The 24,355-nt window shown below is 63.1% G+C and carries 20 protein-coding genes; 12 read left to right on the top strand and 8 right to left on the bottom strand.

Annotated features, from left to right (window positions below; genetic code table 11):
• Positions 1 to 4 precede the first annotated feature (4 nt).
• Genes DYL59_RS18795 through DYL59_RS18775 form a run of 5 tightly spaced genes read right to left on the bottom strand, consistent with a single transcriptional unit; the run spans position 5 to position 4,119 of the window.
• On the bottom strand, positions 5 to 784 hold the full coding sequence (locus tag DYL59_RS18795; RefSeq protein ID WP_135290518.1) for an SDR family NAD(P)-dependent oxidoreductase: 780 nt from the start codon (positions 782 to 784) through the stop codon (positions 5 to 7).
• On the bottom strand, positions 781 to 1,956 hold the full coding sequence (locus DYL59_RS18790; RefSeq protein ID WP_135290517.1) for an acyl-CoA dehydrogenase family protein: 1,176 nt from the start codon (positions 1,954 to 1,956) through the stop codon (positions 781 to 783). Before DYL59_RS18790 ends, DYL59_RS18795 begins: the two co-directional genes overlap by 4 nt.
• Before the next feature lie 24 nt (positions 1,957 to 1,980).
• Positions 1,981 to 2,700: a histidine phosphatase family protein gene (locus tag DYL59_RS18785; RefSeq protein WP_135290516.1), complete on the bottom strand. Its 720-nt coding sequence runs from the start codon at positions 2,698 to 2,700 to the stop codon at positions 1,981 to 1,983.
• Positions 2,690 to 3,064, bottom strand: coding sequence for a DUF6285 domain-containing protein (locus DYL59_RS18780; protein ID WP_135290515.1), 375 nt, complete (start codon positions 3,062 to 3,064; stop codon positions 2,690 to 2,692). The genes DYL59_RS18785 and DYL59_RS18780 overlap by 11 nt, the downstream gene beginning before the upstream one ends.
• Positions 3,061 to 4,119, bottom strand: coding sequence for a phosphotransferase family protein (locus tag DYL59_RS18775; protein ID WP_135290514.1), 1,059 nt, complete (start codon positions 4,117 to 4,119; stop codon positions 3,061 to 3,063). Before DYL59_RS18775 ends, DYL59_RS18780 begins: the two co-directional genes overlap by 4 nt.
• 203 nt (positions 4,120 to 4,322) lie before the next feature.
• On the opposite strand from DYL59_RS18775, the gene prpR reads away from it, so the two are divergent.
• From prpR to DYL59_RS18750, 5 genes are all read left to right on the top strand, one after another.
• Complete coding sequence (prpR, locus tag DYL59_RS18770; protein WP_135290513.1) at positions 4,323 to 6,278, top strand: propionate catabolism operon regulatory protein PrpR; 1,956 nt, start codon at positions 4,323 to 4,325, stop codon at positions 6,276 to 6,278.
• A 230-nt stretch (positions 6,279 to 6,508) separates the two neighbouring features.
• On the top strand, positions 6,509 to 8,110 hold the full coding sequence (locus tag DYL59_RS18765) for a long-chain fatty acid--CoA ligase (protein ID WP_238340715.1): 1,602 nt from the start codon (positions 6,509 to 6,511) through the stop codon (positions 8,108 to 8,110).
• Positions 8,111 to 8,194: 84 nt separating this feature from the next.
• Entirely contained in the window at positions 8,195 to 8,524 is a 330-nt protein-coding gene (locus tag DYL59_RS18760) for a DUF485 domain-containing protein (protein WP_135290511.1), read from the top strand.
• Positions 8,521 to 10,170, top strand: coding sequence for a cation/acetate symporter ActP (gene actP / locus DYL59_RS18755; RefSeq protein ID WP_135290510.1), 1,650 nt, complete (start codon positions 8,521 to 8,523; stop codon positions 10,168 to 10,170). The genes DYL59_RS18760 and actP overlap by 4 nt, the downstream gene beginning before the upstream one ends.
• Positions 10,171 to 10,225: 55 nt before the next feature.
• A complete protein-coding gene (locus tag DYL59_RS18750) occupies positions 10,226 to 11,986 on the top strand; it encodes an acyl-CoA dehydrogenase C-terminal domain-containing protein (RefSeq protein WP_135290509.1) in 1,761 nt (586 codons plus the stop codon).
• Position 11,987: 1 nt separating this feature from the next.
• Here DYL59_RS18750 and DYL59_RS18745 read toward each other — a convergent pair whose 3' ends face one another.
• A complete protein-coding gene (locus DYL59_RS18745; RefSeq protein ID WP_135290508.1) occupies positions 11,988 to 12,284 on the bottom strand; it encodes a putative quinol monooxygenase in 297 nt (98 codons plus the stop codon).
• 145 nt (positions 12,285 to 12,429) lie between these two features.
• A complete protein-coding gene (locus tag DYL59_RS18740; protein ID WP_135290507.1) occupies positions 12,430 to 13,113 on the bottom strand; it encodes a type 1 glutamine amidotransferase domain-containing protein in 684 nt (227 codons plus the stop codon).
• Between the two features lie 110 nt (positions 13,114 to 13,223).
• Between DYL59_RS18740 and DYL59_RS18735 the strand changes: the two genes are divergently transcribed.
• From DYL59_RS18735 to DYL59_RS18705, 7 genes are all read left to right on the top strand, one after another.
• Positions 13,224 to 14,183, top strand: a complete 960-nt coding sequence (locus DYL59_RS18735) for a LysR substrate-binding domain-containing protein (RefSeq protein WP_135290506.1) — start codon at positions 13,224 to 13,226, stop codon at positions 14,181 to 14,183.
• A 251-nt stretch (positions 14,184 to 14,434) separates the two neighbouring features.
• A complete protein-coding gene (locus tag DYL59_RS18730; RefSeq protein ID WP_135290505.1) occupies positions 14,435 to 14,809 on the top strand; it encodes an oxidoreductase in 375 nt (124 codons plus the stop codon).
• Positions 14,810 to 14,879: 70 nt separating this feature from the next.
• Positions 14,880 to 17,300 (top strand): TonB-dependent receptor plug domain-containing protein, encoded by a 2,421-nt coding sequence (locus DYL59_RS18725; protein WP_135290504.1) that lies wholly within the window; start codon positions 14,880 to 14,882, stop codon positions 17,298 to 17,300.
• Between the two features lie 62 nt (positions 17,301 to 17,362).
• The gene (locus DYL59_RS18720) at positions 17,363 to 18,973 is read left to right on the top strand and encodes an ABC transporter substrate-binding protein (RefSeq protein ID WP_135290544.1); all 1,611 of its coding nucleotides are present in this window, start codon (positions 17,363 to 17,365) and stop codon (positions 18,971 to 18,973) included.
• A complete protein-coding gene (locus tag DYL59_RS18715; RefSeq protein ID WP_135290503.1) occupies positions 18,970 to 19,920 on the top strand; it encodes an ABC transporter permease in 951 nt (316 codons plus the stop codon). Before DYL59_RS18720 ends, DYL59_RS18715 begins: the two co-directional genes overlap by 4 nt.
• A 3-nt stretch (positions 19,921 to 19,923) precedes the next feature.
• On the top strand, positions 19,924 to 20,823 hold the full coding sequence (locus DYL59_RS18710; protein ID WP_135290502.1) for an ABC transporter permease: 900 nt from the start codon (positions 19,924 to 19,926) through the stop codon (positions 20,821 to 20,823).
• Positions 20,820 to 22,439, top strand: a complete 1,620-nt coding sequence (locus DYL59_RS18705) for a dipeptide ABC transporter ATP-binding protein (protein WP_135290501.1) — start codon at positions 20,820 to 20,822, stop codon at positions 22,437 to 22,439. Before DYL59_RS18710 ends, DYL59_RS18705 begins: the two co-directional genes overlap by 4 nt.
• 203 nt (positions 22,440 to 22,642) lie before the next feature.
• Here the strand turns inward: DYL59_RS18705 and DYL59_RS18700 are convergent, their stop codons facing one another.
• A complete protein-coding gene (locus DYL59_RS18700; protein WP_135290500.1) occupies positions 22,643 to 23,983 on the bottom strand; it encodes an ABC transporter substrate-binding protein in 1,341 nt (446 codons plus the stop codon).
• Positions 23,984 to 24,355 lie beyond the last annotated feature (372 nt).

The raw sequence follows: 24,355 nt of genomic DNA, 5'->3' as shown, positions 1-24,355 counted from the left end.
CGCTTTACAAGCCGGACCACGAATGCCCGCCGTCCACCACCACCTCGGCACCGGTCATGCCACGCCCCGCCTCTGACGCCAGCAACAGCAAGCCACCGTCCAAGTCTTCGCTGGAGCAGAAACGCCGTGTAGGAATGCGTGAACGCAAACGCTCACCGGCTTCGCTGGTCAAGAACCCATCATTGATTTCGGTCGCGATGTAGCCCGGCGCCAACGAGTTCACGCGGATCCCATAGCGCGCCAGCTCAAGCGCCATTGAGCGGGTCAGGTGGCTCAGGCCGGCCTTCGCCGCACTGTACGGCCCGACACCGCCACCCACACGATTGGCCAGAATCGAGGTGACGTTGATCAGGCTACCGCCCCTGCCCGCTTCGATCATGCGTCGCGCGGACTCTTGCGCCATCATCCAGGCGCCCTTCAAATTGGTGTCCACAATGCTCTGCCAGGCCTGGTCGTCATAGTCCAGCAAGCGCCGGGTATCACTGACACCGGCGTTGTTGACCAGGATATCCAGCCCACCGAAGTCCGCCTCCACCTGGTCCAGGCAGGCAATGATCGACTCACGCGAAGTCACGTCCAGCGCATAGGCCCTGGCCTCCTGCCCGGCGCTGTTGAGCTCCCCCACCAGGTCATCCAGGCGATCGATACGCCGTGCCGCCACCGCAACACGGGCACCGGCTGCCGCCAGGGTGCGAGCGAAATGCCGTCCCAGGCCGCTGGACGCACCGGTGACCAAGACCCGCCGCCGCCGCAGGTCGAACAACTGGCTGACAAAGTCGTTCATTGCGCACCTCCAGCCACGCGGTCGAGGATCTTGCGCGCCAGGCTCATGCGGTGCACTTCGTTGGGGCCGTCGTAAATACGGAAACCCCGCGCATCGCGGAAGATCCGGTCGACAATCGCTTCGCGGGTAACACCCTGCCCGCCCAGCACCTGCACGCTGCGGTCAATCACGCGCCAGATGCCTTCGGAACTGATGACCTTGGCCATGCTTGACTCCACATTGCCGCGCCCGCCCTGATCCAGCACCCAGGCGCAGTGCCAGATGGTCAGGCGGGTGGTCAGCAGGTCCATTTCATTGTCCGCCAGCATAAAGCCCACCCCTTGATGATCCCCCAGGCGCTGGCCGAACGACTGGCGCTGCGTGGCATAACGCGACGCCACCTCATGGGCGCGCCGGGCCTGGCCCAGCCAGCGCATGCAGTGGGTCAGCCGCGCGGGCGCCAGGCGCACCTGGGCGTAGCGGAACCCCTTGCCCACCTCGCCCAGCACATTGGCGGCCGGAACCCGCAGGTTTTCAAAGCGCAGCACGGCGTGGCCACCGGTGAAGCAGGTGTCCAGCGAATCCATCATGCGTTCGAGGATGAACCCCGGCTGATCGGTGTCGGTGAGGAACATGGTGGCGTTGTCGTCTTCAGTGCGCGCCATGATGATCGCCACGCTGGCGCCCAGCGCACCGGTGATCAGCCATTTATGCCCATTGATGAGGTAGTCATCACCGTCGCGTACCGCCGTGGTCGTGAGCATCGACGGATCGGAACCCGCGCCCGGCGCAGGCTCGGTCATCGCAAAACAGGAGCGGATGTGGCCTTGCACCATGGGCCGCAGCCAGCGGTCCTTCTGGGCGTCGGTGGCGACCGCTTCCAGCAGGTGGATATTGCCTTCGTCGGGGGCATGGATGTTCAGCGCCGTCGGCCCGAGGGGCGAGTAGGCAGCCTCCTCGAACACCACCGCCTTGGCGATATGGGACAAGCCCAGCCCGCCCATTTCCACCGAAGCGTGGGGCGTCAGCAAGCCATGGGCGCGGGCCTTGTTCACCAACTCGTTGCGCAGCTCCTCGGTGGGCCCGTGGTCGGTCTGGCGTGGATCGTTCTCCAGCGCAACGATTTCGTTGGCAATAAAGTCGCGCACACGCATCTGCAACGCGATCAGGTCTGCGGGTAATGCAAAGTTCATGGGTCAATGCCTTCTGGTTAACGGTCAGGCCTGCGGCCCGGCCGAATGAATGCCGCGGTAGAGGTGTTCCATGACGGTGTCGTGGATCCCTGTTTTCTGCGGGTTGTACGGGGTGAAATTGACGGTGCGCAGGATGGCGTTTTGCACCTGGTCGCCGTAGGTGTCGATATCGAGGATGTTCAGGCACGCCGGGTCTTGCTCGAACGCCGCGATACCGGCCAGCCCGGCCCCCGTGGCCCAACTGAGCAGGATGCGGTTGACCGCGTCGTGGCTGACGATCAACGCGGTGTCCCATGAAGGGTCGGCGGCCAGTTCAAAGAACGCCTGCAGGACCCGCTGGCGAAAATCCTCCCAGCGCTCACCGCCCAGAAAGCGCGCATCCGTCTCGTGGGCCGTGCGGTAGGCGCCGACGACCTGTTCGTGCAGGTCTTGTGGCGCGATCTCGCGCAAGCGCCCGGCGCGGATTTCCCGCAACTCGGCCTTGGCTTCGGTGGGCATGGCGCGGCCGATCAGCAACACCTCCAGGGTTTGCATCGCCCGTGGGTAGTCACTGCACAGCGCGCGGTCGAAGGGCGTGTCCAGCAACGCGCGGCTCAACGCCCAGGCCTGATGCGAACCACGGTCGGACAGACGCACTGAGCGCGGGTCCAGCGGTTTGCCATGGCTGTCGAAGTAGTCCACATGCCCGTGGCGTACCAGGTAGCAGCGACGCCGACGTGGCACCGGGTAATGCTCAGTGCTCATCACGAATGGCCTTGGGATTGCTGATCGCCAAGCGCGCCTGGGTGATACGCAGCAGCGCCGCCAACAGTTGCTCGCGGGTAGAGTCGACAGGGTCGTAAACCCCATTGCGAATGAACCCGGCCAGCAGATTGCGCGCGTGCATGGGGGTCAGTTCCAGCAAGCCGTGATTGGACATCACCGAGGCCAGCGCACGGGCTTCGATGGCCTCCACGTCGGCGCCGATATCGATCTCCCGCGCGGCGATGGACATGGCCCGGGCGATCATGCGGCCTTCGTAATGCAGGCCCTTGTCCAGTTCGGGCAGCAGCTCGGTCAGCAATACACCCCGAGCGGTGTCCAGCAGATCTCGTGCACCGACAGTCATGGTCGTACTCCACTCAACAAAAGAATTTCCTGCTCCAGCTCTGGAAGCAGATGGCCGGTCAGTGCCAGTTCCAGGGAGCGCTGCTGGCCGGAGACATGCCGCTGCACTTGCTGCAGGGCCACCACGGCCCAGCGCAGGTGGGCCATCAGTTGCCAGTAACGCAAGTCTTGTGGGGTCACGCGCAGCCCGGAGACCGTTTCATAGCCTTCCAAAAAGGCCACCAACTCACCGACGCCGCCGGCCTCGCGGTCCGGGCGAGTGAAGCGCCAGCAGCGCGCAGTGAACCAGCCAATGTCCTCGCGCGGGTCGCCCCAACCGGTGAATTCCCAGTCGAGCACCCCACTCAAGCGACCCTCGGCGACCATGTAGTTACCCGTGCGGTAGTCACGGTGCAACAGCCGCGAGGGCAGCGCTGCGGGCTTGTTCAGCTCGCACCAGCGCAGGCCCCATTCGATCACCAGGTGGTTGTCGGGCAGCTCGTCGAGAAACGCCCGGTATTGAAGGATGCTGGCCTGTATCGGGTCGGCAACCGGCGCCGGCAGAAAGCTCAGGTCGGGGTGGTCCGGGGTGATCTGGTGCAGGCGCGCCAGGTTGCTGCCCAGGGTGCGGCACAGCGCCTCACGGTGCGGATCCAACTGCGGGTCGCGGGTCAGTTGGTGGCCGTTGGCGGTGCCTTCCAGCTGGCTCATGAGGAAAAAGTCACGGCCAATGATCGAGCGGTCCCGGCACAGCCACAGCGGCTCGGGTACGCGCACCCCGGCATCGTGTACGGCGGCGAGCACCGCGAATTCTTCGGCCCGGCTCATGCTCACCGCCACCGACGACGCCGAATCGGTGCGCAACACCCAGCTTGCGTTGGTCTGCCGGTCACTGCGGCGGATGCGGCCATTGAGCAGCCAGTTTTCCTGAATGGCGCCGCCGGACAATCGTACGCTGCGGTCGATGACCACCTCGTCTGCGCTCAGTTGTTGGCGCACGTATCCGGCAATCGCGGGAAGCGCGTCCGTAATCGCGACCCGAGGGTAGGCGGATCCTGCAGTAGTAGAGCTGTGCATAGCGTTTCAAACTCACGAGTGGAATGATCTACACCCCTGCCTGAGCAAGACCTGCGCCAGCTCCCGATAAAAATATTTTTATCGATATAAATCAACGCGTTAAATTCACTTTAATCAGATCAAGCGCACACTCCTCCCGCCCACCCATTGCAGAATTGAAATCAAGGTTTCAGCATAGAAAAAAACCTTTGTGGACCTTTTCCATGCCTGCCGAACCGTACCTGCCCCGCATTGTTGCGCTGATTACCCACCTGCGTTTACCCGAGGCGCCCAGCCGCATGGCGCGGATCGTCGAGCAGGTATTGCCCGACTATCAGGCCCGCGCCAGGGTGGAAATCGTTGAAACCACCGTCAACCAATTGGGCGACACTGGACGCGCCCTGGAGGCCCGAGGCGATATCGATGCGATCATTTGTTCGGGGGCCACCTCCGAGTACCTGCGCCGCCATATCACCACCACCGTCCTGTCGATCCGCATGGGTGAATACGACCTGATCCGCGCGCTGGACCTGGCCCGCGCGCGCGCCACCCGCGTGGGCATCCTCAGCTTCCAGCAAGGCCACCCGATACTGGCCACGCTGTCGTCACTGTTCACCGTGGACATCCGCCAACTCACCTACACCCGCTACGAAGAAGCACGCCAGCAAGTGCAGCGCCTGATCGAAGACGGCTACCGGGTGGTGGTCGGTTCGTCCACTGCCGTAGAACTGGCCGAGGCCTGCGGCGTACAAGGCGTGTTGGCGCTCAATGCCGATACCGTGCGCCGCTCCATGGAAGACGCCCTGGCGGTGTGTCGCAGCCGCCAGGACAGCCTGATCCAACAGCAGCGCCTCAATGCGGTGCTGCGCAACCTGTCCGATGACGTGATTGCGGTCGATGCCGCCGGCCTGGTGCAGTCGCTCAACCCGCGCATGGCGGCGCTGCTGGACATTTCCAGCGAGTGGGCCCGTGAGCGACCGCTGGCCGACGTGATGGCCGGCCTGGATATCAGCAGCGTGCTGGCCGGCGGCGAAGGCGAAGAAAACCGTATCGTCAAAGTCGGCAACCGCACGTTGGCGGCGAACATCACGCCCCTTGTCGAGCAGGGCAAAACCGAAGGCGCGGTGATTACCTGCCAGGAAACCAACGCCATCCAGCGCGCCGACCGACGCATCCGCAGCCAGGCCAAGCCGCGACAGTTCACGGCCCGCTATCGCTTCGAACAGATCCTGGGAGACAACCCCGGCTTTCGCGCCATGCTCGACCTGGCCCGGCGGTATGCCGGCGCCGATGCCACCGTGCTGATTCGTGGCGAAAGCGGCACCGGCAAGGAACTGCTGGCGCAAAGCATCCACAACGCCAGCCCACGCCAGAGTGGGCCGTTTGTGGCGATCAACTGCGCAGCCTTCCCCGAGACCTTGCTGGAAAGTGAACTGTTTGGCTACGAAGAAGGCGCCTTCACCGGCGCCCGCAAGGGCGGCAAAGCCGGGCTGATCGAGAACGCCCACACCGGCACGTTGTTTCTCGACGAAATCGGCGATATGCCCGTGACCTTGCAGACCCGCCTGCTACGGGTGTTGCAGGAGCGCGAAGTGCTGCGCCTGGGCGCCGCCGAACCCACCCCGGTGGATATCCGCGTGATCGCCGCGACCCACCGCGACCTGGTGAGCCGCATCGAAGAAGGCAGCTTTCGCGAAGACCTGTACTACCGCCTGAACATCCTGCGCCTGTCCATCCCACCGCTGCGCCAGCGCAGCGAAGACGTGGCGATGCTGTCCAGCGCCATCCTCGCCCGGCTGCCCCATGCAACCCTCGACACCGGCGCCAGCCAAAAGCTGCTGGAGCGCCTGCTGCCCCAGCTGCAGCGTTACGACTGGCCGGGCAATATCCGCGAGCTGGAGAACCTGGTGGAGCGCGCAGCGCTCTCGGCCAATGCCTTGCAAGCGCGCGACAGTCACCTTGAACTGCATACCCTGTTCAGCGAATTGTTTGCCACGCGCCCCGGAGCCCCCGCCGAAGCCGGCGCTCAGGACCTGCGCAGCCTCAGCCGCAGCCACGAGCGCGAGCGCGTACGCCAGACCCTGGAACAGTGCGGCGGCGACATGGACGCGGCAGCGCGTCGGCTGGGCATCAGCCGCACCACCCTCTGGCGGCGACTGCGCAGCAGCGCGCAAGACTGATCGGTCACGCAGTTCAACTCTGAAATTCGTTGCAGTAGTGAAACCGGCAAACGGCGGGCGGGTCATTCATAACCCGCCCCATCAACTATATAACCCACTGATTTAAAACGACTAAAAATCTTCCTGGCGCATTGGCACAACCCTTGCTCAACCACTGGCAAAGGGCTGCCAGCCCCACTGGCCGCCCTACCTTTCCTACAAGAACAAGGCTGGAGGTGCCTGTGCTGGGCATGATGATGAATTTCAACCTGAGCATCACCGCGATCATGCGGCATGCCCTGACCGTGGCTGGCGACAGCGAAATCGTTTCGCTGTTGGCTGACGGCCGCAAACACCGCTACACCTATGCCGATGCGTTCACCCGTGCACGGCGGCTGGCCAATGTACTGGATAGTCTGGGCTGCGACGCCGAGGCACGCATCGGCACCCTGGCGTGGAATGACTATCGGCATTTCGAGCTGCACTATGGCGTGCCGTGCTCGGGGCGCATCTGTCACACCATCAACCCCAAACTGGCGCCTGAGCAGGTCAGCTACATCATTCGTCACGCCGAGGACGATGTGCTGTTCGTCGACCCGCAGTTCATCGGGCTGCTCGAAAGCCTGCAAAGCGAATTGGGCAGCGTACGCCACTACGTAGCCCTGTGCGCTGGCGACGCGTTGCCCGCCAGCACCCTGCCCAACCTGCTGAGCTACGAAGCATTGCTGGCCAGCGTGGAGGATGGCTATGCCTGGCCCGAACTCGATGAACACCGGGCCAGCGGGCTGTGCTACACCTCAGGCACCACCGGCAACCCCAAGGGTGTGCTGACCAGTCACCGCAGTACCGTGCTGCATGGCATGGCGCAGAACATGGCGGACAACATTGGCTTGCGCGCGTTCGACGTGGTGATGCCGATGGTGCCGATGTTTCACGTCAACGCCTGGGGCATGCCGTACAACGCCCCCATGGTGGGCGCGCGCCTGGTGCTGCCAGGCCCGCATGTTGGCGACGCCGCGGCGATGGTCCGTCTGATCAATGATGAGCAGGTGAGTTTTTCCCTGGGCGTTCCGACCCTGTGGTCGAACATTTCACGCCACCTGGAAGCCCAGGGCGGCGAGATCCCCACCCTCAAGCGCGCCGTCAGTGGCGGCGCCGCGTGCCCGTTGGCGCTGATCCAGGCCATGGGCCGCCAGGGCGTCGCCCTGGAGAACGGCTGGGGCATGACCGAGTTGAGCCCGATGGGCAGCTACAACCGCCATCAGCCTTGGTACGACGAACTGCCAGCCTCCCCGCGCGACCTGCAATTGCTCAAGTCCGGTCGGGCATTGTTCGGCGTGGAGATGCGCCTGGTTGACGAGGCTGAACGCGTGCTGGTGCACGACGGCCAGGTGGCCGGGGCGCTGCAGGTACGCGGACCTTGGGTGCGCAGCGGTTACTTCGGGCTGGAAAACGAAGACGGTTGGTTCGATACCGGTGATGTGGCGACCATCGATGCCCGTGGCTATCTGCTCATCACTGACCGCCTCAAGGACGTGATCAAGTCCGGCGGCGAATGGATCAGTTCGGTAGAGATCGAAAACGCCGTGATGGCCCACCCTGGGGTGGCCGAAGCGGCAGTGATCGGCATCCCCCATGTGCGCTGGAGCGAACGGCCCTTGCTGTTGATCGTGCCCCGACAGCCGGGGCAGGCACCCAGCCACGCCGAGCTGCTCGCCATCCTGGAGGGCAAGATCCCCAAATGGTGGATGCCCGACGCCAGCGAAACCGTCGACCAACTGCCCCACACCGCCACCGGCAAGGTCAGCAAGAAGACCCTGCGCGAACAGTTCAGCGACTACGTCTGGCGCTGAAGCCCGCCGCTGTCAACGCCTTTGACTGGCCCGTCCTGCGACGGGCCAACCAGCTTTCCTACAACAAAAACAAGCGGAGGCATCATGAGCGACACACCCCAGTCCTTGACCGAGCGTTACCGCAGCATTCGCGAAAACCCGGATTTCAAAGCCGTCGTACTCGCCCGTTCACGGCTGAGCTGGCGCCTCAGCGCGTGGGTGCTGAGCGCTTACTTCGCCTTCATGGCAGTTGCAGCGGGCGCGCCGGCGCTGTTGCACACACCGTTACACGCCGGCAGCCACCTGAGTATCGGGATCCCGCTGGCGAGTTTGCTGGTGGTGGTGCCCTGGTTGTTGACCGGTTGGTACGTACACCGCGCCAACACGCATTTCGACCGGCAGATCGCCGCCATCGTCGAGGAACAACGGCCATGAAGCGTTTACGCACCCTGCTCTTGCCGATGACCTGCTGCAGCCAAGTGGCGCACGCCGACACCCTGGCCGGTGGCATCAACACCAGTGCCATTGGCATGTTTTTGCTGTTTATCTGCATCACCCTGGCGATCACTGCCTGGGCTGCCCGCAAAACCCGTTCGGCAGCGGACTTCTACACCGCCGGCGGCGGCATCAGCGGCCTACAGAACGGCCTGGCGATTGCCGGTGACTACATGTCGGCGTCGACCCTGCTGGGTCTGTCCAGCATGGTGTTCGCCAAAGGCTATGACGGCGTGATCTACATGACCGGCTTCTTTATCGGCTGGCCGGTGCTCACCTTCCTGATGGCCGAGCGCTTGCGCAACCTGGGGCATTACACCTTTGCCGATATCGTCTCGTTCCGTCTCGATCCGCGCCGCATCCGGGTATTGGCGGCCTGTGGCTCGCTGACGGTGGTCAGTTGCTACCTACTGCTGCAAATGGTCGGCGCCGGCCAATTGATCAAGTTGCTGTTCGGCCTCGACTACAAGGTGGCGGTCGTGGTGGTGGGTGTGTTGATGCTGGTGTACGTGATCTTCGGTGGCATGCTGGCGACCACCTGGGTCCAGATCACCAAGGCCATCCTGCTGCTCGCCGGTGGCACGGTGCTGATGCTGCTGGCGTTGGTGCCGTTTGACTTCAACCTGGACACCCTGGCGCAGCGCGCCGTGCAGGCCCATACCGCCGGTTGGGCGCTGATGGGGCCTGGCAGCATGCTGAGCCATCCGCTGAACGTGGCGTCCATGGCCATTGGCCTGGTGTTCGGCCTGGCGGGGCTGCCCCATGTATTGATGCGTTTCTTCACCGTGCCCAATGCCCGAGAGGCCCGTAAATCGGTGTTCTACGCCTCGGGCTTCATTGGGTTTTTCTTCCTGGTGGTGTGCGTACTGGGCTTTGCCGCGATTGTCATCGTCGGCACCGACCCGGCCTATTTCGTCGATGGCAAGGTGGGTGGCGCGCTGATGGGCGGCAGCAACATGGTGGCGATGCACTTGGCCAAGGCGGTGGGTGGCAACCTGTTCCTCGGGTTTCTCTCGGCGGTGGCCTTTGCCACCATTCTTGCGGTGGTGGCCGGGCTGACATTGGCCGGTGCGTCGGTGGTGTCCCATGACCTGTACGCCATGGTGATCAAGCGCGGCAACGCCAGCGAAGCCAAGGAAATGCGCGTCTCGCGGGTGGCGGTAGCCGTACTGGGCCTGCTGGCCATGGCCCTGGGCATTCTGTTCGAGCAGGTCAATATCGCGTTCCTCGTGGGGCTGACATTTGGCATTGCTGCCTCAGCCAACTTTCCCGTGTTGTTCATGGCCATGTACTGGCAAGGCCTGACCACACGCGGCGCCATCTGCGGCGGGCTGGCCGGGCTGGTATCGGCCCTGGTGCTGGTGGTGCTTTCGCCGACCGTGTGGGTCACCGTGCTGGGCCATGACCATGCCCTCTTCCCTTACGATCACCCGGCCCTGTTTTCCATGCCGTTGTCGTTCATCGTGATTATCGTGGTCTCGCGCCTGGACCGCAGTGCCAGGGCTGCGCAGGACCGCGCCGGATTTGCCGACCAACTGGTTCGCGCCCAGACCGGCCTGGGCGTTGCCAGCGCTTCCACACACTGAGGTGTCCGCCACGCCTGGCGTGGCGGCTTTTGTTTTTTCCAGAGGTTGTTGCCCCATGCCTGACTACAAAGCCCCCTTGCGCGACATGCGCTTTTTGCTCAACGAAACCTTCGATGCCCCCGCCCTGTGGCGACGCCTGCCGGCGCTGGCCGAACGGGTCGACAGCGACACCGCCGACGCCATCCTGGAAGAAGCGGCAAAGCTCACCGCCGGCCTGATCGCACCGCTCAACCGCAGCGGCGACGAGCAAGGCGCGCAATGGCAGGATGGCAAGGTCACCACCCCAGCAGGGTTTGCCCAGGCCTATGCCACCTATGCCGAGGGCGGCTGGGTCGGCCTGGCAGGCAACCCGGACTTCGGCGGCATGGGCATGCCCAAGATGCTGTCGGTGCAATTTGAGGAAATGGTCTACGCCGCCAACGCCAGTTTTGCCCTGTACTCCACGCTCTCGGCCGGTGCCTGCCTGGCCATTGATGCCCACGCCAGCCAAGCGCTGAAGGACAAGTACCTGCCCGCGATGTACGCCGGGCGCTGGGCCGGTTCCATGTGCCTGACCGAACCCCAGGCCGGTTCCGACCTGGGGCTGATCCGCACCCGTGCCGAACCCCTGGCTGACGGCAGCTACGCCATCAGCGGTACAAAAATCTTCATCACTGGCGGCGACCAGGACCTGACCGAAAACATCATTCACCTGGTACTGGCCCGGCTACCCGACGCACCGGCGGGTTCACGGGGGATTTCGCTGTTCCTGGTGCCCAAGGTGCTGGTGGACGACCATGGCGCGCTCGCCCAGGGCAATGCCCTCAGTTGTGGCTCGATCGAGCACAAGATGGGCATCAAGGCCTCGGCCACCTGCGTGATGAACTTCGACGGCGCCACCGGTTGGTTGGTGGGCGATCCCGGCCGAGGCTTGGCGGCGATGTTTACCATGATGAACTACGAACGCCTGTCCATCGGCCTGCAAGGCATTGGTTGCGCCGACATGTCCAGCCAGACGGCAGTGGCCTACGCCCTCGACCGCCTGCAAAGCCGCGCGCCGGATGGCCCGGTGCACAAGGACAAGGCCGCCGACCCGATCATCGCCCACCCCGACGTACGCCGCATGCTGCTGACCATCAAGGCCCTGACCGAAGGCGGCCGTGCGTTTGCCACCTGGCTGGGGCAGCAACTGGATATCAGCAAGTACAGCGACGATGCCCAGGAACGCCAGCACGCGGAGCTATTGGTGGCCTTGCTCACCCCGGTGGCGAAGGCGTTTTTTACCGACACCGGACTGGAAAGCTGCGTACTCGGCCAACAGGTCCTGGGCGGCCATGGTTACGTACGCGAGTGGGGCCAGGAACAACTGGTGCGCGATGTGCGCATTGCGCAGATTTATGAGGGCACCAACGGTATCCAGGCGCTGGACCTGATCAGCCGCAAGGTGCTTGGCAATGGCGGTCAGTCGTTGGCGCTGTTCGCCAAGGAAGTACGCACCTTTGCCGACACCGACCCACAGTTCGGTGCCCCGCTGCTGCATGCCCTGGACCATCTGGTAAACCTGACCACCCACCTGCAGCAAACAGCGGCGCAGGATCCACGGGCGCCGGGCGCCGCTTCGGTGGACTACTTGCACCTTTTCGGCTACACCGCCTACGCCTATATGTGGGCGCGCATGGCGCGTGCCGCCGAGGGCTATACCGGCGAGTTCTACACCGCCAAGCTGGCCACGGCGCGGTTTTACTTCAGCCACCTGTTACCACGCATCGAAGCCCTGGCCATTACCGCCCGCGCCGGCAGCGCGGGCCTTTACGCCCTAGGCGCCGAACAGTTCTGACTCAACACACCCGCCGGTAGCGGCTGATGCGGGGCGTGTCCTGCAACAGCTCGGCGGCCTGGGCGAGCGCCTGCGTGAGGTGCTCGCTCTGCCAGTGCAAGGCTTCATGTTTATCGCTTTGCCAGGCCTCGAACGAGGAGAACTGCAAGGGATCATCCACGGCCTGGAAGTAGCCGTAGCCCAGGCAACCCGCCTCCTCGCGGGTGAACTCGCTCAAGACCTCCAACAGCGCAAGCATGGGCGCAAGCCCCTCGGGTTTCACTTTGAACACTGCAGTGACATATAACGGAATCGACATTAGAAACACGCTCTGGGTGGGCACGCGCGCCTGTAGACCGCAACCGAATCCGGCGCAGCCTGCAGGGGGAGCAAAGGTGAGTGAATCGAATAAAACCGGCTGCCCGCGGCCCTGCGTGGGGGCTGCGCGGGCAGGCGGTGGCAGGTCAGCCAGCGAGTTGTTTGACGACCAGTTCGCCGACGGCTTTGCCGGAGGCCGGATTCTGCCCGGTGATCACGCGCTGGTCGGCCACGGCGAACTCCAGCCACGGCTCGGCGGCCGCCTTGAAGATGGCGCCCCGTTTGACCAACTCATCTTCGGTCAGGTACGGCATGTACTGGTCCAGTTCGGCGAGTTTTTCCTCATTGTTGGTAAAGCCGGTGAGTTCCTTGCCCTTGATCAGCAACGAGCCGTCGGCCAGCGTGATATTGAGCAGCCCGACGGCGCCGTGGCACACGGACGATACAACGCCGCCATTCTCGTAGATCTGTTGGCTGATGGCTTGCAACGGTTGGTTGTCCGGGAAGTCCCAGACCACGCCATGCCCACCGGCGTAATAGATCGCCGCGTAGTCGGCCGGGTTGACCTCGGCCGGTTTCAATGTAGCGCCCAGGCGCGCCATGAAGGCGGCGTCCTGGTACCACTTCCAGTCGGTTTCGTCGGCCATGGCCAGGCTGTGGGGATCGATCGGCGTGTAGCCACCCTTGGGGCTTACGTAGTCAACCTGGTAACCGGCGTCCTGGACCACTTTGACAAAGTGCACGGCCTCCCCCAGCCACAGCCCGGTAGCGCGGGCAATCGTCGGGTATTTAGCGAAGCTCGTCAGAACCACTAGTATTTTCTTTTTCACAGGGCACCTCTTCTGTCGGTTTTCAAATGTGCAACTACCTTATGCCCCACCCGCTCAAGCCGGTAGACCGACACCCGGAACAGACAATTTCGTAAATGGAACAGCCTTGAATGTACGACTTGAACGAGCTTTACCTGTACGCCCAGATTGTTGAGCACCAAGGCATCGGCGCCGCGAGCGAAGCGCTCAACATTCCCAAATCCCGCCTGAGCCGCCACCTGTCTGCCCTGGAAACCCGGCTGGGTGTGCGCCTGATCAACCGCTCGACCCGCCAATTCGTAGTCTCGGACCTGGGCATGGAGTACTACCACCAATGCCTGGAGATGCTGGCCAATGCCGAGGCCGCCCAATCGATCATCGAACACAACACCCTGGCGCCACGCGGGGTCGTGCGTATCGCCTGCCCGACCGCACTGCTCAATTACCAAGTGGCGGGCATGGTTGCGCGTTTCATGCAGCGCTATCCGGATGTGGAGGTGCATATCGAGAGCACCAACCGCACCGTCGACCCGATGCGCGAAGGCTTCGATGTGGCCTTGCGGGTGGGATTCCCGCCGTTCGAAGACAGCGGCTTGACCGTCAAGCCGCTGTCCAGAAGCCCTCAACAGCTGGTGACCAGCCCTCGCCTGCTGGAGCGCCTGGGCAAGGCCGGCACCCTGGCCGACCTGCAGCGCTACCCCAGCCTCCACAACGGCCCTTGCACTCGCCACTATGCCTGGACGCTCCAAGGCCCCGATGACGTAAGGGCCACCGTGCAGCACACGCCGCGACTGGTAACCGACGACGTAATCACCTTGCGCCGGGCCGCGCTGGAAGGCAGTGGGATCGTGCAATTGCCCAAGCTGGTGGTGTTCAAGGATATCGAGGCCGGGCGACTGGCCCCGGTGCTGGAGGGTTGGCATCCACTGAGTGGTTTTGTGCAGGCAGTGTTTGCGTCCCGACGCGGGTTGATGCCTGCCGTCAGGACGCTGCTGGATTTTCTGGGGGATGAATTCAGTGGGCTGGATTTCGACAACCCCAGGCTGAGTTATTCATCCAATGGCGACGAAGATGCATGTCAGGTGCTGTAGGAAAGGGTTGCTAGTGGTGGCTCCCGATCTGCGCGGGCCGGGTTTGTCGAATCCCGAGGGTGGTCGTTATCCAACAACCCCTCACATAATAAAAATAGATGATCTTATGAAAATACAAAATAACAATGTCTGATAATTAGCTTATTCCAAAAAAGACTTTCACTCGGGTTTTTTATAGGAATATCTTCCTATCACAGACCGACCCCATACCTGGCGGAGGACGCACCCAACCCCGCCAGGAGCCTGTGATCATGTCCGTCTTCTACCAACCCGCCGTGCTTGGCGCGCTCACCCTGCCCAACCGTATCCTCATGGCACCGCTGGGCCGTGCGCGCGCCCATGAAGAGACACGCCAGCCGCTGCCACGCGTGGTTACCTACTACCAGCAACGGGCAAGCGCGGGGCTGATTATTTCCGAAGCGACCCATGTGTCCGCCGAAAGCGTCAGCCGACCTGGTGGCTCGGCCATTCACCACAACGCCCAGGTCCAGGCCTGGCTGCCGATAACCGAAGCGGTGCACGCCGCGGGCGGGCGGACGCTCAATACCCCCGACGAGGCCAGCTTCGACGTCGGCGGTGACCAAGGCTACATCGACTACCCCTTTCTTCAGGCCGTCGCCCACTGACGGTTCCCCTACCTATTGAAGCTGTACCCGCGCCCCGGGCCAGTGCCACGCGTAATGGACTATTGCTCACATGCCCGATATCGCATTTCCCGCTCCAACCAGAAGGTTTCACCTGACACTGCTGGCCAGTTCGTTGTTGCTGACCACGGCGCCCACCTTCGCCGAAGAGGCCAAGCTCGACACCGTTACGGTGATCTCAACGGGCCTGCGCGGCCAGCAACGAACCGTGGCCGACAGCCCGGCGCCGATTGATGTGATCAACAGCGACCAGTTGCTCAAGACCGGCCGCGCCGAACTGTCGGAGGCGATAGCCAAGTTGCTGCCATCGTTCAACTTCGGCACCAATATCGCCGGGTACAACTCGGTGACACGCCCGCTCAGCAACCGCAGCCTCGGCCCGGCCTACACCCTGGTGCTGGTCAACGGCAAACGCCGCCACAACGGCGCCACCGGCCAGCGCGGTTCCATCGACAACAGCGGTGCGAATGCGGTGGACATCGACTTGATCCCGGTGAGCGCCGTGGACCATATCGAAGTGCTCAAAGACAGCGCCGCCGCGCAGTACGGTTCCGATGCGGTGGCGGGCGTGATCAACATCATCCTCAAGAACACCCGCAGCGGCGGCCACCTGGAAACCAGCTACGGCCAGTTGTTTTCCGGCCAGGGTGAAACTATCAAGGTGGCCGGCGACCAGGGTTTCGAGCTAGGCCAGGGCGGGTTCTTTCACCTCTCGGCCGACGCGCGCAAACGTGGCAGCGCCTCGTGGAACGACAAGGCCGACAGCAGCGTGCGCGCCTTTGCCGACCCGGCCAAGGAAGCCGCCTGGGACCGGGTGGCAATCAAGAACGGCGACCCCGACCTCAAGGCCTTCAACCTGGCCTACAACGCCGAACTGCCCCTGGAGGATCTGACGCTGTACTCCTTCTCCACCTACGGTGAACGCGACGCCGAAGCCGCCAACTATTTCCGCCTGCCCACGGGCACCGCGGCGGTGCCCGAGGTGTTCCCCGACGGTTACTTCCCGCTGAACAACATCAAGGACCGCGACTACCAGTTGCTGTTGGGGGGCAAGGGCCAGGTGGCCGAGTGGAACTGGGACCTGAGCACCACCTATGGCCGCAACAATGTGCACCATTCCAGCGACCTGAATATCAACCCGTCACTGGGCACCGCGTCACCGACCAAGTTCGACAACCTGGCGACTTTTCGCTTTGAGCAGTGGGTCAACAACCTCGATTTCACCCGCCGCTATGACAGCCTGTTCAACCTCACATCACCGGTGCAGGTATCGGCCGGCCTGGAGCATCGCTGGGAGCATTTCAGCACCTTCGCCGGCGACCGCGAAGCGTACATCACCGGCACGTATCCGGCGGCATCGGGGGCCCAGGCGGCGGTGACGATTCGCCCGGAAGATGAAGTCAGCCTGATCCGCAACAACTACGCGGGCTACCTGGACCTGGGCTTTGACCTGACCGACCGCTGGTTCCTGGATTTCGCCGGCCGCATCGAGCACTACGACGATGACTCAGGCAACACCTTTGGCCTGAAAGTGAACTCGCGCTACGAGCTGACCGACACCGTGGCCGTGCGCGGCACCGTCGGCACTGGCTTTCGCGCGCCATCCCTGACCCAGATCGGCTATACCGTGGCCGACAACCGCGTGGCAATCGACGCCAACGGCAATGTGGTACCGGCAGTGACCCGCCTGACCCCATCGGGCAGTAACCTGGCCAAGGCCCTGGGCGGCGATGACCTCAAGCCGGAAAAATCCCGCAACCTGGGACTGGGCCTGACCTGGCAACCGGCGCCGCGCACCAGCATCACCGCCGACGCCTACCTGATCGACATCGATGACCGTATCGCCCTGACCAGCAACATCTACGACCGCGGCAACGGCGCGATCAACGCGATCCTCACCGCCCAAGGCGTGCCCAGCGGCACTTGGGTCAACTATTACACCAACGCCTTCGACACCCGCACCAAGGGCCTGGACGTGGTGGCCGACCACACCACCCCGCTGGATAACTTTGGTGAGGTGCGCTGGAGCCTGGGCTTCAACTGGAACAAGACCACCATTGAGGGCGCCCGCGACACGCCCAGTGCGCTGGCAGGTTCCGGCGTGACCCTGGTGGGCCGAGACCGCGAAGGCGACCTCACCGACGCCTCGCCCAAGACCAAGTGGATTTTGGGCGCCAACTGGAAGGTCTCGGACCTGGCAGTGAACCTGCAAACAGCCCGCTATGGCGCGGTCAAGACCCTGGCAGTCAACCCCAGCGGCGACCGCAGCTTCGGGGCCAAATGGATCACCGACCTCGACGTGAGCTACACATTCGTCGACAGCCTGACCCTGAGCATCGGCGGTACCAACATCTTCGACGTGCGCCCCGACAAACACGCGGTGTACAGCAACCTGGGCCTGGCAGCCTACGGCAACCCGCCGTTCTACCCCGGCGGCGGCTACTGGTACACCAAGCTGGCCTACGACTTCTGATCCACACCTTGCACGCACCCGAACCGCCATACGAGGGCAAACCATTGAATACCTCCAACTTGATGAGCCGTCTGCTGGCCCCCTGCGCCCTGGCCTTGAGCCTGGCCGCTTGCTCGCCGGGTAACGACACCCAGGCGAACAAGACCCTGAACATCGCCTTTTTCGGGGACAACACCACCCTGGTCAGCATCGATCCGTTCCAGGTCTATTGGCTGGAGCACCGCGTGCTGTTGCGCAATGTCGCCGAGTCCCTCACTGACCAAGACCCGGAAACCGGCAAGATCATTCCCTGGCTGGCCAAAAGCTGGGACGTGAGCGACGACGCGCTGACCTACACCTTCCACCTGCGCCAGGACGTCACCTTCAGCAACGGCGAACGTTTCGATGCCAAGGCAGTGAAAACCGCCTTTGACAGCGATAAGGCCCTGGCCACCGAATTGCCGGCGACCTTCGGCGCCACCTACTTGGCGGGCTATGACCATGCCGAAGTGGTCGACGACTTCACCGTCAAGCTGGTGCTGTCCAAGCCCAATGCGGGGTTCCTGCAGGCCACCTCCACCACCAACCTGGCCATCCTTGCACCCGCTTCCTACGCCCTTACCGTCAAGGAGCGCTCGCTGGGCAAAATCATCGGCACCGGCCCGTTCGTGCTGGAGAGCTACACCCCGGAAGTCGGCGCGCACTTGACCAAACGCAAGGGCTACGCCTGGGCGTCGGCCAATATGAAAAACCAGGGTGAGGCCCACCTGGATGCGGTGGACGTGACCTATATCCCCGAGGAAAGCGTACGCAACGGCCTGTTCCTGCAGGGCAAGGCCGACATCCTGTGGCCGCGCAACCCGTTTTCGGAGGTGGACCTGAAGCTGTTCCAGTCCAAGGGCGCCACCATTCAAAGCCGATCACTGCCGGGGCCTGCGCTGAACCTGTTCCCCAACACCCGAGGCGAACGCCTGCTGGCCGACCAGCAAGTGCGCCTGGCCGTGCAGAAATCCATCGACCGCAAGAGCTACGCCAGCACCGTGTACAACGCCGAGTTCCCGGTGGTGCAAGGCGTGTTTGACGTGACCACGCCTTACGTCAAAAGCCAGGCTGCCAAGCTTGGTTACGACCCGGCCGGCGCCGAGCAACTGTTGGATCAAGCCGGTTGGGCCAAGGGCGCAGACGGCTACCGGCAGAAAAACGGCAAGCGCTTGAGCCTGAGCTACAACATCAGCCCGGCGGAAACCGCTGGCGACGTGCTGATCCAGGACCAACTGCGCAAAGTCGGTATCGAGTTGAAACTCAGCGTGGTGACCCGCGCCGAGTGGGTGGCCAACAACTCTGCCGGCAACTACGACCTGACCATCAACTACATGACCCGCGCCGACCCGATCATCCTGCAAACCATCCTCGATCCGCGCAGCGCCAACAGTTCCACCGTGGCCACCAACACCTTTGAGCCCGGCGTACTGGATAAAGCCAAGGCCTTGTTTGATGCGGGCATCACCGCCACCCAAGCCTCCCAGCGCGCAGCCGCCTACGGCGACCTGCAAGACCTGCTGATCGACGAAAGCTCGGCGTTCCCGATCTACGAGCGGGTATGGCAGGCGGCGACGTCGCCCAAGGTAAAGAACTTCCGCTGGACCGCCGAGGGCTTTGCGCTGCTGGGTGATATCGAGATCGGTACGCCATGAGCCGCTACCTGATCGGCCGTGTGGGGCAAGCGCTGCTGGTGTTGTGGGGTGCCTACAGCATCACCTACTTCATCCTGTACCTGCTGCCGGGGGATACGTTGTCCCTGATGCTCAGCGCCTCCGGCATGGAAGCCGATGCGCTGTCGGTAGAAGACCTGGCCAAGGCACGCGCCTATTACGGGTTGGACAAGGGCGTGTTCGAGCAGTATTTCAGCCTGCTGTGGGGCGCGCTGCGGGGTGACTTTGGTCAGTCACTTTCAATGAATCGCCCGGTGGCCGAGTTGCTGCTGGAGCGCTTGCCGCAAACCTTGTCCCTGGCGGGCTTGGCCATTGTGCTGTCATTGCTTGGTGGGATTGGCCTGGCCTACCTGACCGCGTATATCCGCTGGCAACCCTTGAAGAAAGCGCTGGCCCGCCTGCCCTCCCTGGGTTTTTCGGTGCCGGTGTTCTGGATGGGGCTGTTGCTGATCCAGGTGTTTGCCTTTGGCCTGGGTTGGTTTCCGGCGACCGGCAGCAAGGGCGTTGAAAGCCTGATCCTGCCGGCGGTCACCCTGGCCATTCCCAGTGCGGCGGTGTACGCCCAGGTGCTGCAGCGCAGCTTCCAGGGAGTCTGGAAGGAGTCCTACATCATCACCGCCTTTGCCAAGGGCCTCAGCCGTGGCCAGGTGCAGGCCCGCCACGGGTTCAAGAACGCCGCGCTGCCGATCCTCACCCTGATCGGCTTGCAGGTGGGCAATACGGTGTCCGGGGCGGTGTTGGTGGAGACCATCTTTGCCCGCAATGGCATCGGCCGATTGGCCCAGGAGGCGGTGCTGCGCCAGGACATTCCAGTGGTACTGGCTATCGTCGCCGTATCGGCGGCGGCCTTTGTGCTGGTGAACCTGCTGGTGGACCTGCTTTACCCCTGGTTCGACCCGCGTATCTCCCACACGCCAAAGGTGTCCTAGACCATGACGATTCTTGAGCAGAACCTACGTGGCACTGCCCTTGCGCCCAGCCAGCCGTTATGGCGCCGTCGCAGCCGCCTGCAACGCGCTTGGGCGGTGTTGCTGCCATTGCTGCGCCGCCCCGGTTTCAGCCTGGCCGTGCTGCTGGTGCTGTTTGCGCTGGTTTCGGCCGTGGCGCCACAGTGGCTGACCAGCTTTGACCCCTATGCCACCGCGCCAATCGACAAGCTGCGTGCGCCCAACCTGACCCACTGGTTCGGCACCGATGAACTGGGCCGCGACCTGTTTACCCGGGTGGTGTACGGCGCCAGCCTGTCGATGCTGGCGGCCTCGCTGGCGGTGGGCATCGCTCTGCTGGGCGGGTTGGGACTGGGCATTCTCTCGGGGTTTGCCGGCGGGCGTATCGACTCGGTGATCATGCGCTTTGTCGATGTGTTGCTGGCCCTGCCCGGCGTATTGCTGGCCCTGGCGATTGTCACGGCCATCGGCTTTGGCACGGTGCCGGTGGCCATTGCGGTGGGCGTCGGCATCATTCCGGGGTTCGCCCGCACCACCCGCGCCGAAGTGCTGCGGGTCAAGACCCTGCCCTATGTCGAAGCGGCGCGCCTGGGCGGCGCAAGCTGGAGGCGCACGTTGCTGCTGCACATCCTGCCCAACGCCTGGGGCCCGGTGGCCGTGTTGGCCACACTGGATTTTGGCGCGGCCATCCTGGCCACGGCGGGTCTGAGCTTCCTCGGTTTTGGCGCGGTGCCGCCTGCAGCGGAATGGGGCACCTTGATCGCCAACGGCCGTCACTTCCTGATCACCGCCCCTTGGGTGTCCCTGCTGCCGGGCCTGTTCCTGGTGGCGGTGGTGTTCAGCCTTAACCATATCGCCCGCACGTTCGAGGAGAACCCGCGATGAGCGCTTTAGTGGATGTGCGTCAACTCAGTGTCACCTACCGCTCAGGCGGCCACGCCAACCAGGCGGTGCGCGGGTTATCGTTTGCCATTGCCCAAGGCGAGACGGTGGCGATTGTCGGCGAATCCGGCTCGGGTAAATCCACCTTGGCCAACGCGATCCTCGGCCTGTTGCCGAACAACGCGCAGATCAGCGCGGGCCAATTGTGGGTGGACGGCAACGATCTGACCCACGGCAACGAACGCCAGAAGCGCGCCGTGCGCGGGCGTACGGTGGGCCTGGTGCCCCAGGACCCGATGGTCAGCCTCAACCCAACGCTGCGCATCGGCCAGCAGATCGCTGAAGCGCTCATCCTGGCCAAGGGCAAACGCTACCCCGGCATCGATGCCGATATTGTCGAGCTGCTGCAACAGGTGGGCATCGACAAACCGGTACTGCGCGCGCGCCAGTACCCCCACGAACTCTCCGGCGGCATGCGCCAACGCGTGTTGATCGCCATCGCGCTGGCGGGCAACCCACGGCTGATCATTGCCGACGAACCCACCAGTGCCCTGGATGTGACGGTGCAGCGCAAGATTCTTGATCACCTGCAACGGCTGGTCAGTGAACGTGGCATCTCGCTGCTGATCATTACCCACGACTTGGGGGTGGCCACCGACCGCGCCGACCGCATCCTGGTGATGCAGCAAGGCGAACTGGTAGAACAGGGCCCGCCCCGACAAATCCTCACCGCGCCCCAGCACGAGTACACCCGTGCGCTGATTGGCGCCGCACCCGCGTTCGCCAAGCGGCGTGAACCCCTGATTCGTATCGACCCGATGCAAGAGCCGATCCTGAGTTTGAAAAACGTCGGCAAGACGTTCGTGCTGCCGTCGGTCAAGGGCGAGGACAACCGTTTCGTGGCCCTGGAAAACCTCAACCTGGAGGTGTACCCCGGCCAGACCCTGGCAATTGTCGGCGAATCTGGCTCCGGCAAAAGCACCGCGCTGCGCATCGCCCTCGGCCTGGAAACACCCACCCAGGGCCAGGTCTGGTTCGAACAGCAAGACGTCACCCACCTGAGCTGGCGCGACTTCCGCCCGCTGCGTCAACGCCTGCAACTGGTGCAGCAAAATCCATTTGCCGCCCTCGATCCGCGTTTTACCGTGTTCGACAGCATCGTAGAACCGCTGGTGTCGTTTGGCTTGCTCAAAGGTCCCGCCCTGGAGCAAGCGGCACGGGAGTTGATCAGCCGCGTGCATTTGCCGGTGAGTTTCCTGGATCGTTTGCCACGGGAGTTGTCCGGCGGCCAATGCCAACGGGTAGCCATCGCCCGCGCCTTGGCGTTGAAACCGGATCTGTTACTGCTGGACGAGCCTGTCAGCGCGCTGGATGTGTCGGTACAGGCCCATATCCTCGACCTGCTGGAAGAACTGCAGCGGGAAATGGGCATTGCCTATGTGCTGGTGTCCCATGACCTGTCGGTGGTGGCCAACTTCGCCCATGAGGTGCTGGTGCTGCGCAATGGCAAGGTGGTGGAACAGGGTACAGTGGAACGTATCTTCAACCGCCCGGCCAGCGATTACACCCGGGAATTGATTGCGGCGATTCCGGGGCAACAAACGGCGAATGCGGCGTGAAGCCAAAGGCTGGCCGATGTCTGCCTGATGTGCGGGCTTGCTCGCATTTCAAGGGACGAACTCGGTCAAGTGTGGGAGCTGTCGAGCTTTAGCGAGGCTGCGAAAGCGGTGGTGCTGCTGGCAGATATCCTGCGCCTGAACCAACGCCTTCGCGAGCAAGCCCACTCCCACATTTGAACCGAGTGATGCCTGGTATTGGCGGTTTATTGGGCAGAGCAATCCCGTGCCACGATGCCCTTCTCCTGGGCATACGCGGCGGATTTGGCCTCGATCAGTGGGCGCAAGGTGGCGCGGTCAGCCTGCAACCAATCAGTCACCAACACCCACTTTTGCCCATCCCACTGCTGCACCCGCGCCGAGCCGCCACCTTCATGATCGGCGCACGACAACTTCAACGGCGCCAGCAAGCCTTCAAACCCCAGGGCCTTGAGCCGAGCGGCGTCAATATCCAGATGTTCGAACGCCCAGCGGGTTTCTTCCCCATTCAGCGCACGGTTGCCGAACTTGGCCTGGCCGGTGCGCAGGGCCTCGACGGCGATCGCGGCGTTGATCAGGCCGATGTTGTAGTAGACCTTGCCGAAGTAGCTGGGGTCTTTAAGGTTGCTCTTGCCCGGATCGAGGATGAACTGTTTGAGCTTGCGATGTATCTCGAAGCTGTCGCCACCGGGAAATGGCGCCAGGGCCTGATAGCCTTTGGCGGCGGTGCCGGCAGGAATCACATCGGCTTCGGAGCCGGCCCATACATCGCCGATCAGGCGGTCCACCGGCACGCCAAACCGCACGGCGGTCTTGATTGCGACCGGTGTGGATACGCCCCAGGTACGCAGGAATACCCAGTCCGGGTTGATCTGGCGCACCTGGCGCCATTGGGTGGATTGTTCATTGCCGGGGTCGGCCACCGGGATCTGGATATTCTCGAAGCCATACTTTCGCGCCAGCAACTGCATCGCCGCCTGGGTTTCGCGGCCGTAGGCGGAGTCGTGATAGACCGTGACGATCTTCTTGCCCTTGAGCTTGTCCAGGCCACCTTCACGCTCGGCGATGTAGTTGATGCCCACCGAAGCCTGGCCGTAGTAGTTGAGCAGCAACGGGAATGCATAGGGGAACACACGGCCGTCGGTGGACTCGGTACGCCCGCCCGCGCCGTCGATCAACGGGATGTGGTCCTTGGCCGCACGGTCCATCAATGCATAGGACGCAGGTGTGCTGTGGGTGAAAAAGAACCCCGTGGGCGCGCCGTCCAGGCCGCCTTTGTAGCGCTCATAGCATTCGATGATACGGTCGGTCTTCCACTCGGTCTCGCATTCCTGCCAGACCAGCTTGACGCCATTCACACCGCCTTCGACCTCATTGATATAACGAAAGTAGTCAATCTCCCCCGCCCACCACGGAATGCCACTGGAGGCGTACGCGCCGACGCGGTAGGTGGCCAAGGGTATGAACTGTTGATCATTGGCGGCCTGAGCGGCGGCCGGCAGTAGCGCGCCCAGCGTGGTGAGCGCCACCAGACTGGCGATGAGGGTGCGTTGCAAGACGTTGTGCATGGGTGTGGGTTCTTATGAGAAGTGAGGGGTTCCCTCCCGTTGTCGGGTTGAGGCATCGGTTGCTTCATTGGGCAGCAACCACAATTCATGCCAACGGCGAGAACCTTTATATTCAGGGTCTTGAAGCCGCTACCCGCACACTGCCCAATGGTAGGATCAAGCACTTTATTGAACAGGTGTTGCGCCACCAACACCGGGTGTCTGCAAAGGGCTGCGAATAGGTGACCCAATCAACGCCGCTTCAGTGCCGACCAAGGGCCCGCATGACAGCCATTAGCGATTGTTTTTATTACGAATAAATCTAGTCGCCCATACACCCGTATTTCCAACCTTATCTACTCTCAAGCCCGTGCCAGGAGGCGCATTGAAGAG

The organism is Pseudomonas kairouanensis (assembly GCF_004682055.1).
Classification (GTDB): domain Bacteria; phylum Pseudomonadota; class Gammaproteobacteria; order Pseudomonadales; family Pseudomonadaceae; genus Aquipseudomonas; species Aquipseudomonas kairouanensis.
This window is presented reverse-complemented; position numbering and strand designations above follow the sequence as displayed.

Excerpts from the sequence above, each read along its gene's own strand:
- DYL59_RS18730 (WP_135290505.1), top strand. The coding sequence starts at position 14,435 with ATGTCCGTCTTCTACCAACCCGCCGTGCTTGGCGCGCTCACCCTGCCC.
- actP (WP_135290510.1), top strand. The coding sequence starts at position 8,521 with ATGAAGCGTTTACGCACCCTGCTCTTGCCGATGACCTGCTGCAGCCAA.
- DYL59_RS18700 (WP_135290500.1), bottom strand. The coding sequence starts at position 23,983 with ATGCACAACGTCTTGCAACGCACCCTCATCGCCAGTCTGGTGGCGCTC.
- DYL59_RS18710 (WP_135290502.1), top strand. The coding sequence starts at position 19,924 with ATGACGATTCTTGAGCAGAACCTACGTGGCACTGCCCTTGCGCCCAGC.
- DYL59_RS18785 (WP_135290516.1), bottom strand. The coding sequence starts at position 2,700 with ATGAGCACTGAGCATTACCCGGTGCCACGTCGGCGTCGCTGCTACCTG.
- DYL59_RS18775 (WP_135290514.1), bottom strand. The coding sequence starts at position 4,119 with ATGCACAGCTCTACTACTGCAGGATCCGCCTACCCTCGGGTCGCGATT.
- DYL59_RS18715 (WP_135290503.1), top strand. The coding sequence starts at position 18,970 with ATGAGCCGCTACCTGATCGGCCGTGTGGGGCAAGCGCTGCTGGTGTTG.
- DYL59_RS18705 (WP_135290501.1), top strand. The coding sequence starts at position 20,820 with ATGAGCGCTTTAGTGGATGTGCGTCAACTCAGTGTCACCTACCGCTCA.
- DYL59_RS18735 (WP_135290506.1), top strand. The coding sequence starts at position 13,224 with ATGTACGACTTGAACGAGCTTTACCTGTACGCCCAGATTGTTGAGCAC.
- DYL59_RS18765 (WP_238340715.1), top strand. The coding sequence starts at position 6,509 with ATGATGATGAATTTCAACCTGAGCATCACCGCGATCATGCGGCATGCC.
- DYL59_RS18720 (WP_135290544.1), top strand. The coding sequence starts at position 17,363 with ATGAGCCGTCTGCTGGCCCCCTGCGCCCTGGCCTTGAGCCTGGCCGCT.
- DYL59_RS18760 (WP_135290511.1), top strand. The coding sequence starts at position 8,195 with ATGAGCGACACACCCCAGTCCTTGACCGAGCGTTACCGCAGCATTCGC.
- DYL59_RS18725 (WP_135290504.1), top strand. The coding sequence starts at position 14,880 with ATGCCCGATATCGCATTTCCCGCTCCAACCAGAAGGTTTCACCTGACA.
- DYL59_RS18795 (WP_135290518.1), bottom strand. The coding sequence starts at position 784 with ATGAACGACTTTGTCAGCCAGTTGTTCGACCTGCGGCGGCGGCGGGTC.
- DYL59_RS18745 (WP_135290508.1), bottom strand. The coding sequence starts at position 12,284 with ATGTCGATTCCGTTATATGTCACTGCAGTGTTCAAAGTGAAACCCGAG.
- DYL59_RS18780 (WP_135290515.1), bottom strand. The coding sequence starts at position 3,064 with ATGACTGTCGGTGCACGAGATCTGCTGGACACCGCTCGGGGTGTATTG.
- DYL59_RS18750 (WP_135290509.1), top strand. The coding sequence starts at position 10,226 with ATGCCTGACTACAAAGCCCCCTTGCGCGACATGCGCTTTTTGCTCAAC.
- DYL59_RS18790 (WP_135290517.1), bottom strand. The coding sequence starts at position 1,956 with ATGAACTTTGCATTACCCGCAGACCTGATCGCGTTGCAGATGCGTGTG.
- prpR (WP_135290513.1), top strand. The coding sequence starts at position 4,323 with ATGCCTGCCGAACCGTACCTGCCCCGCATTGTTGCGCTGATTACCCAC.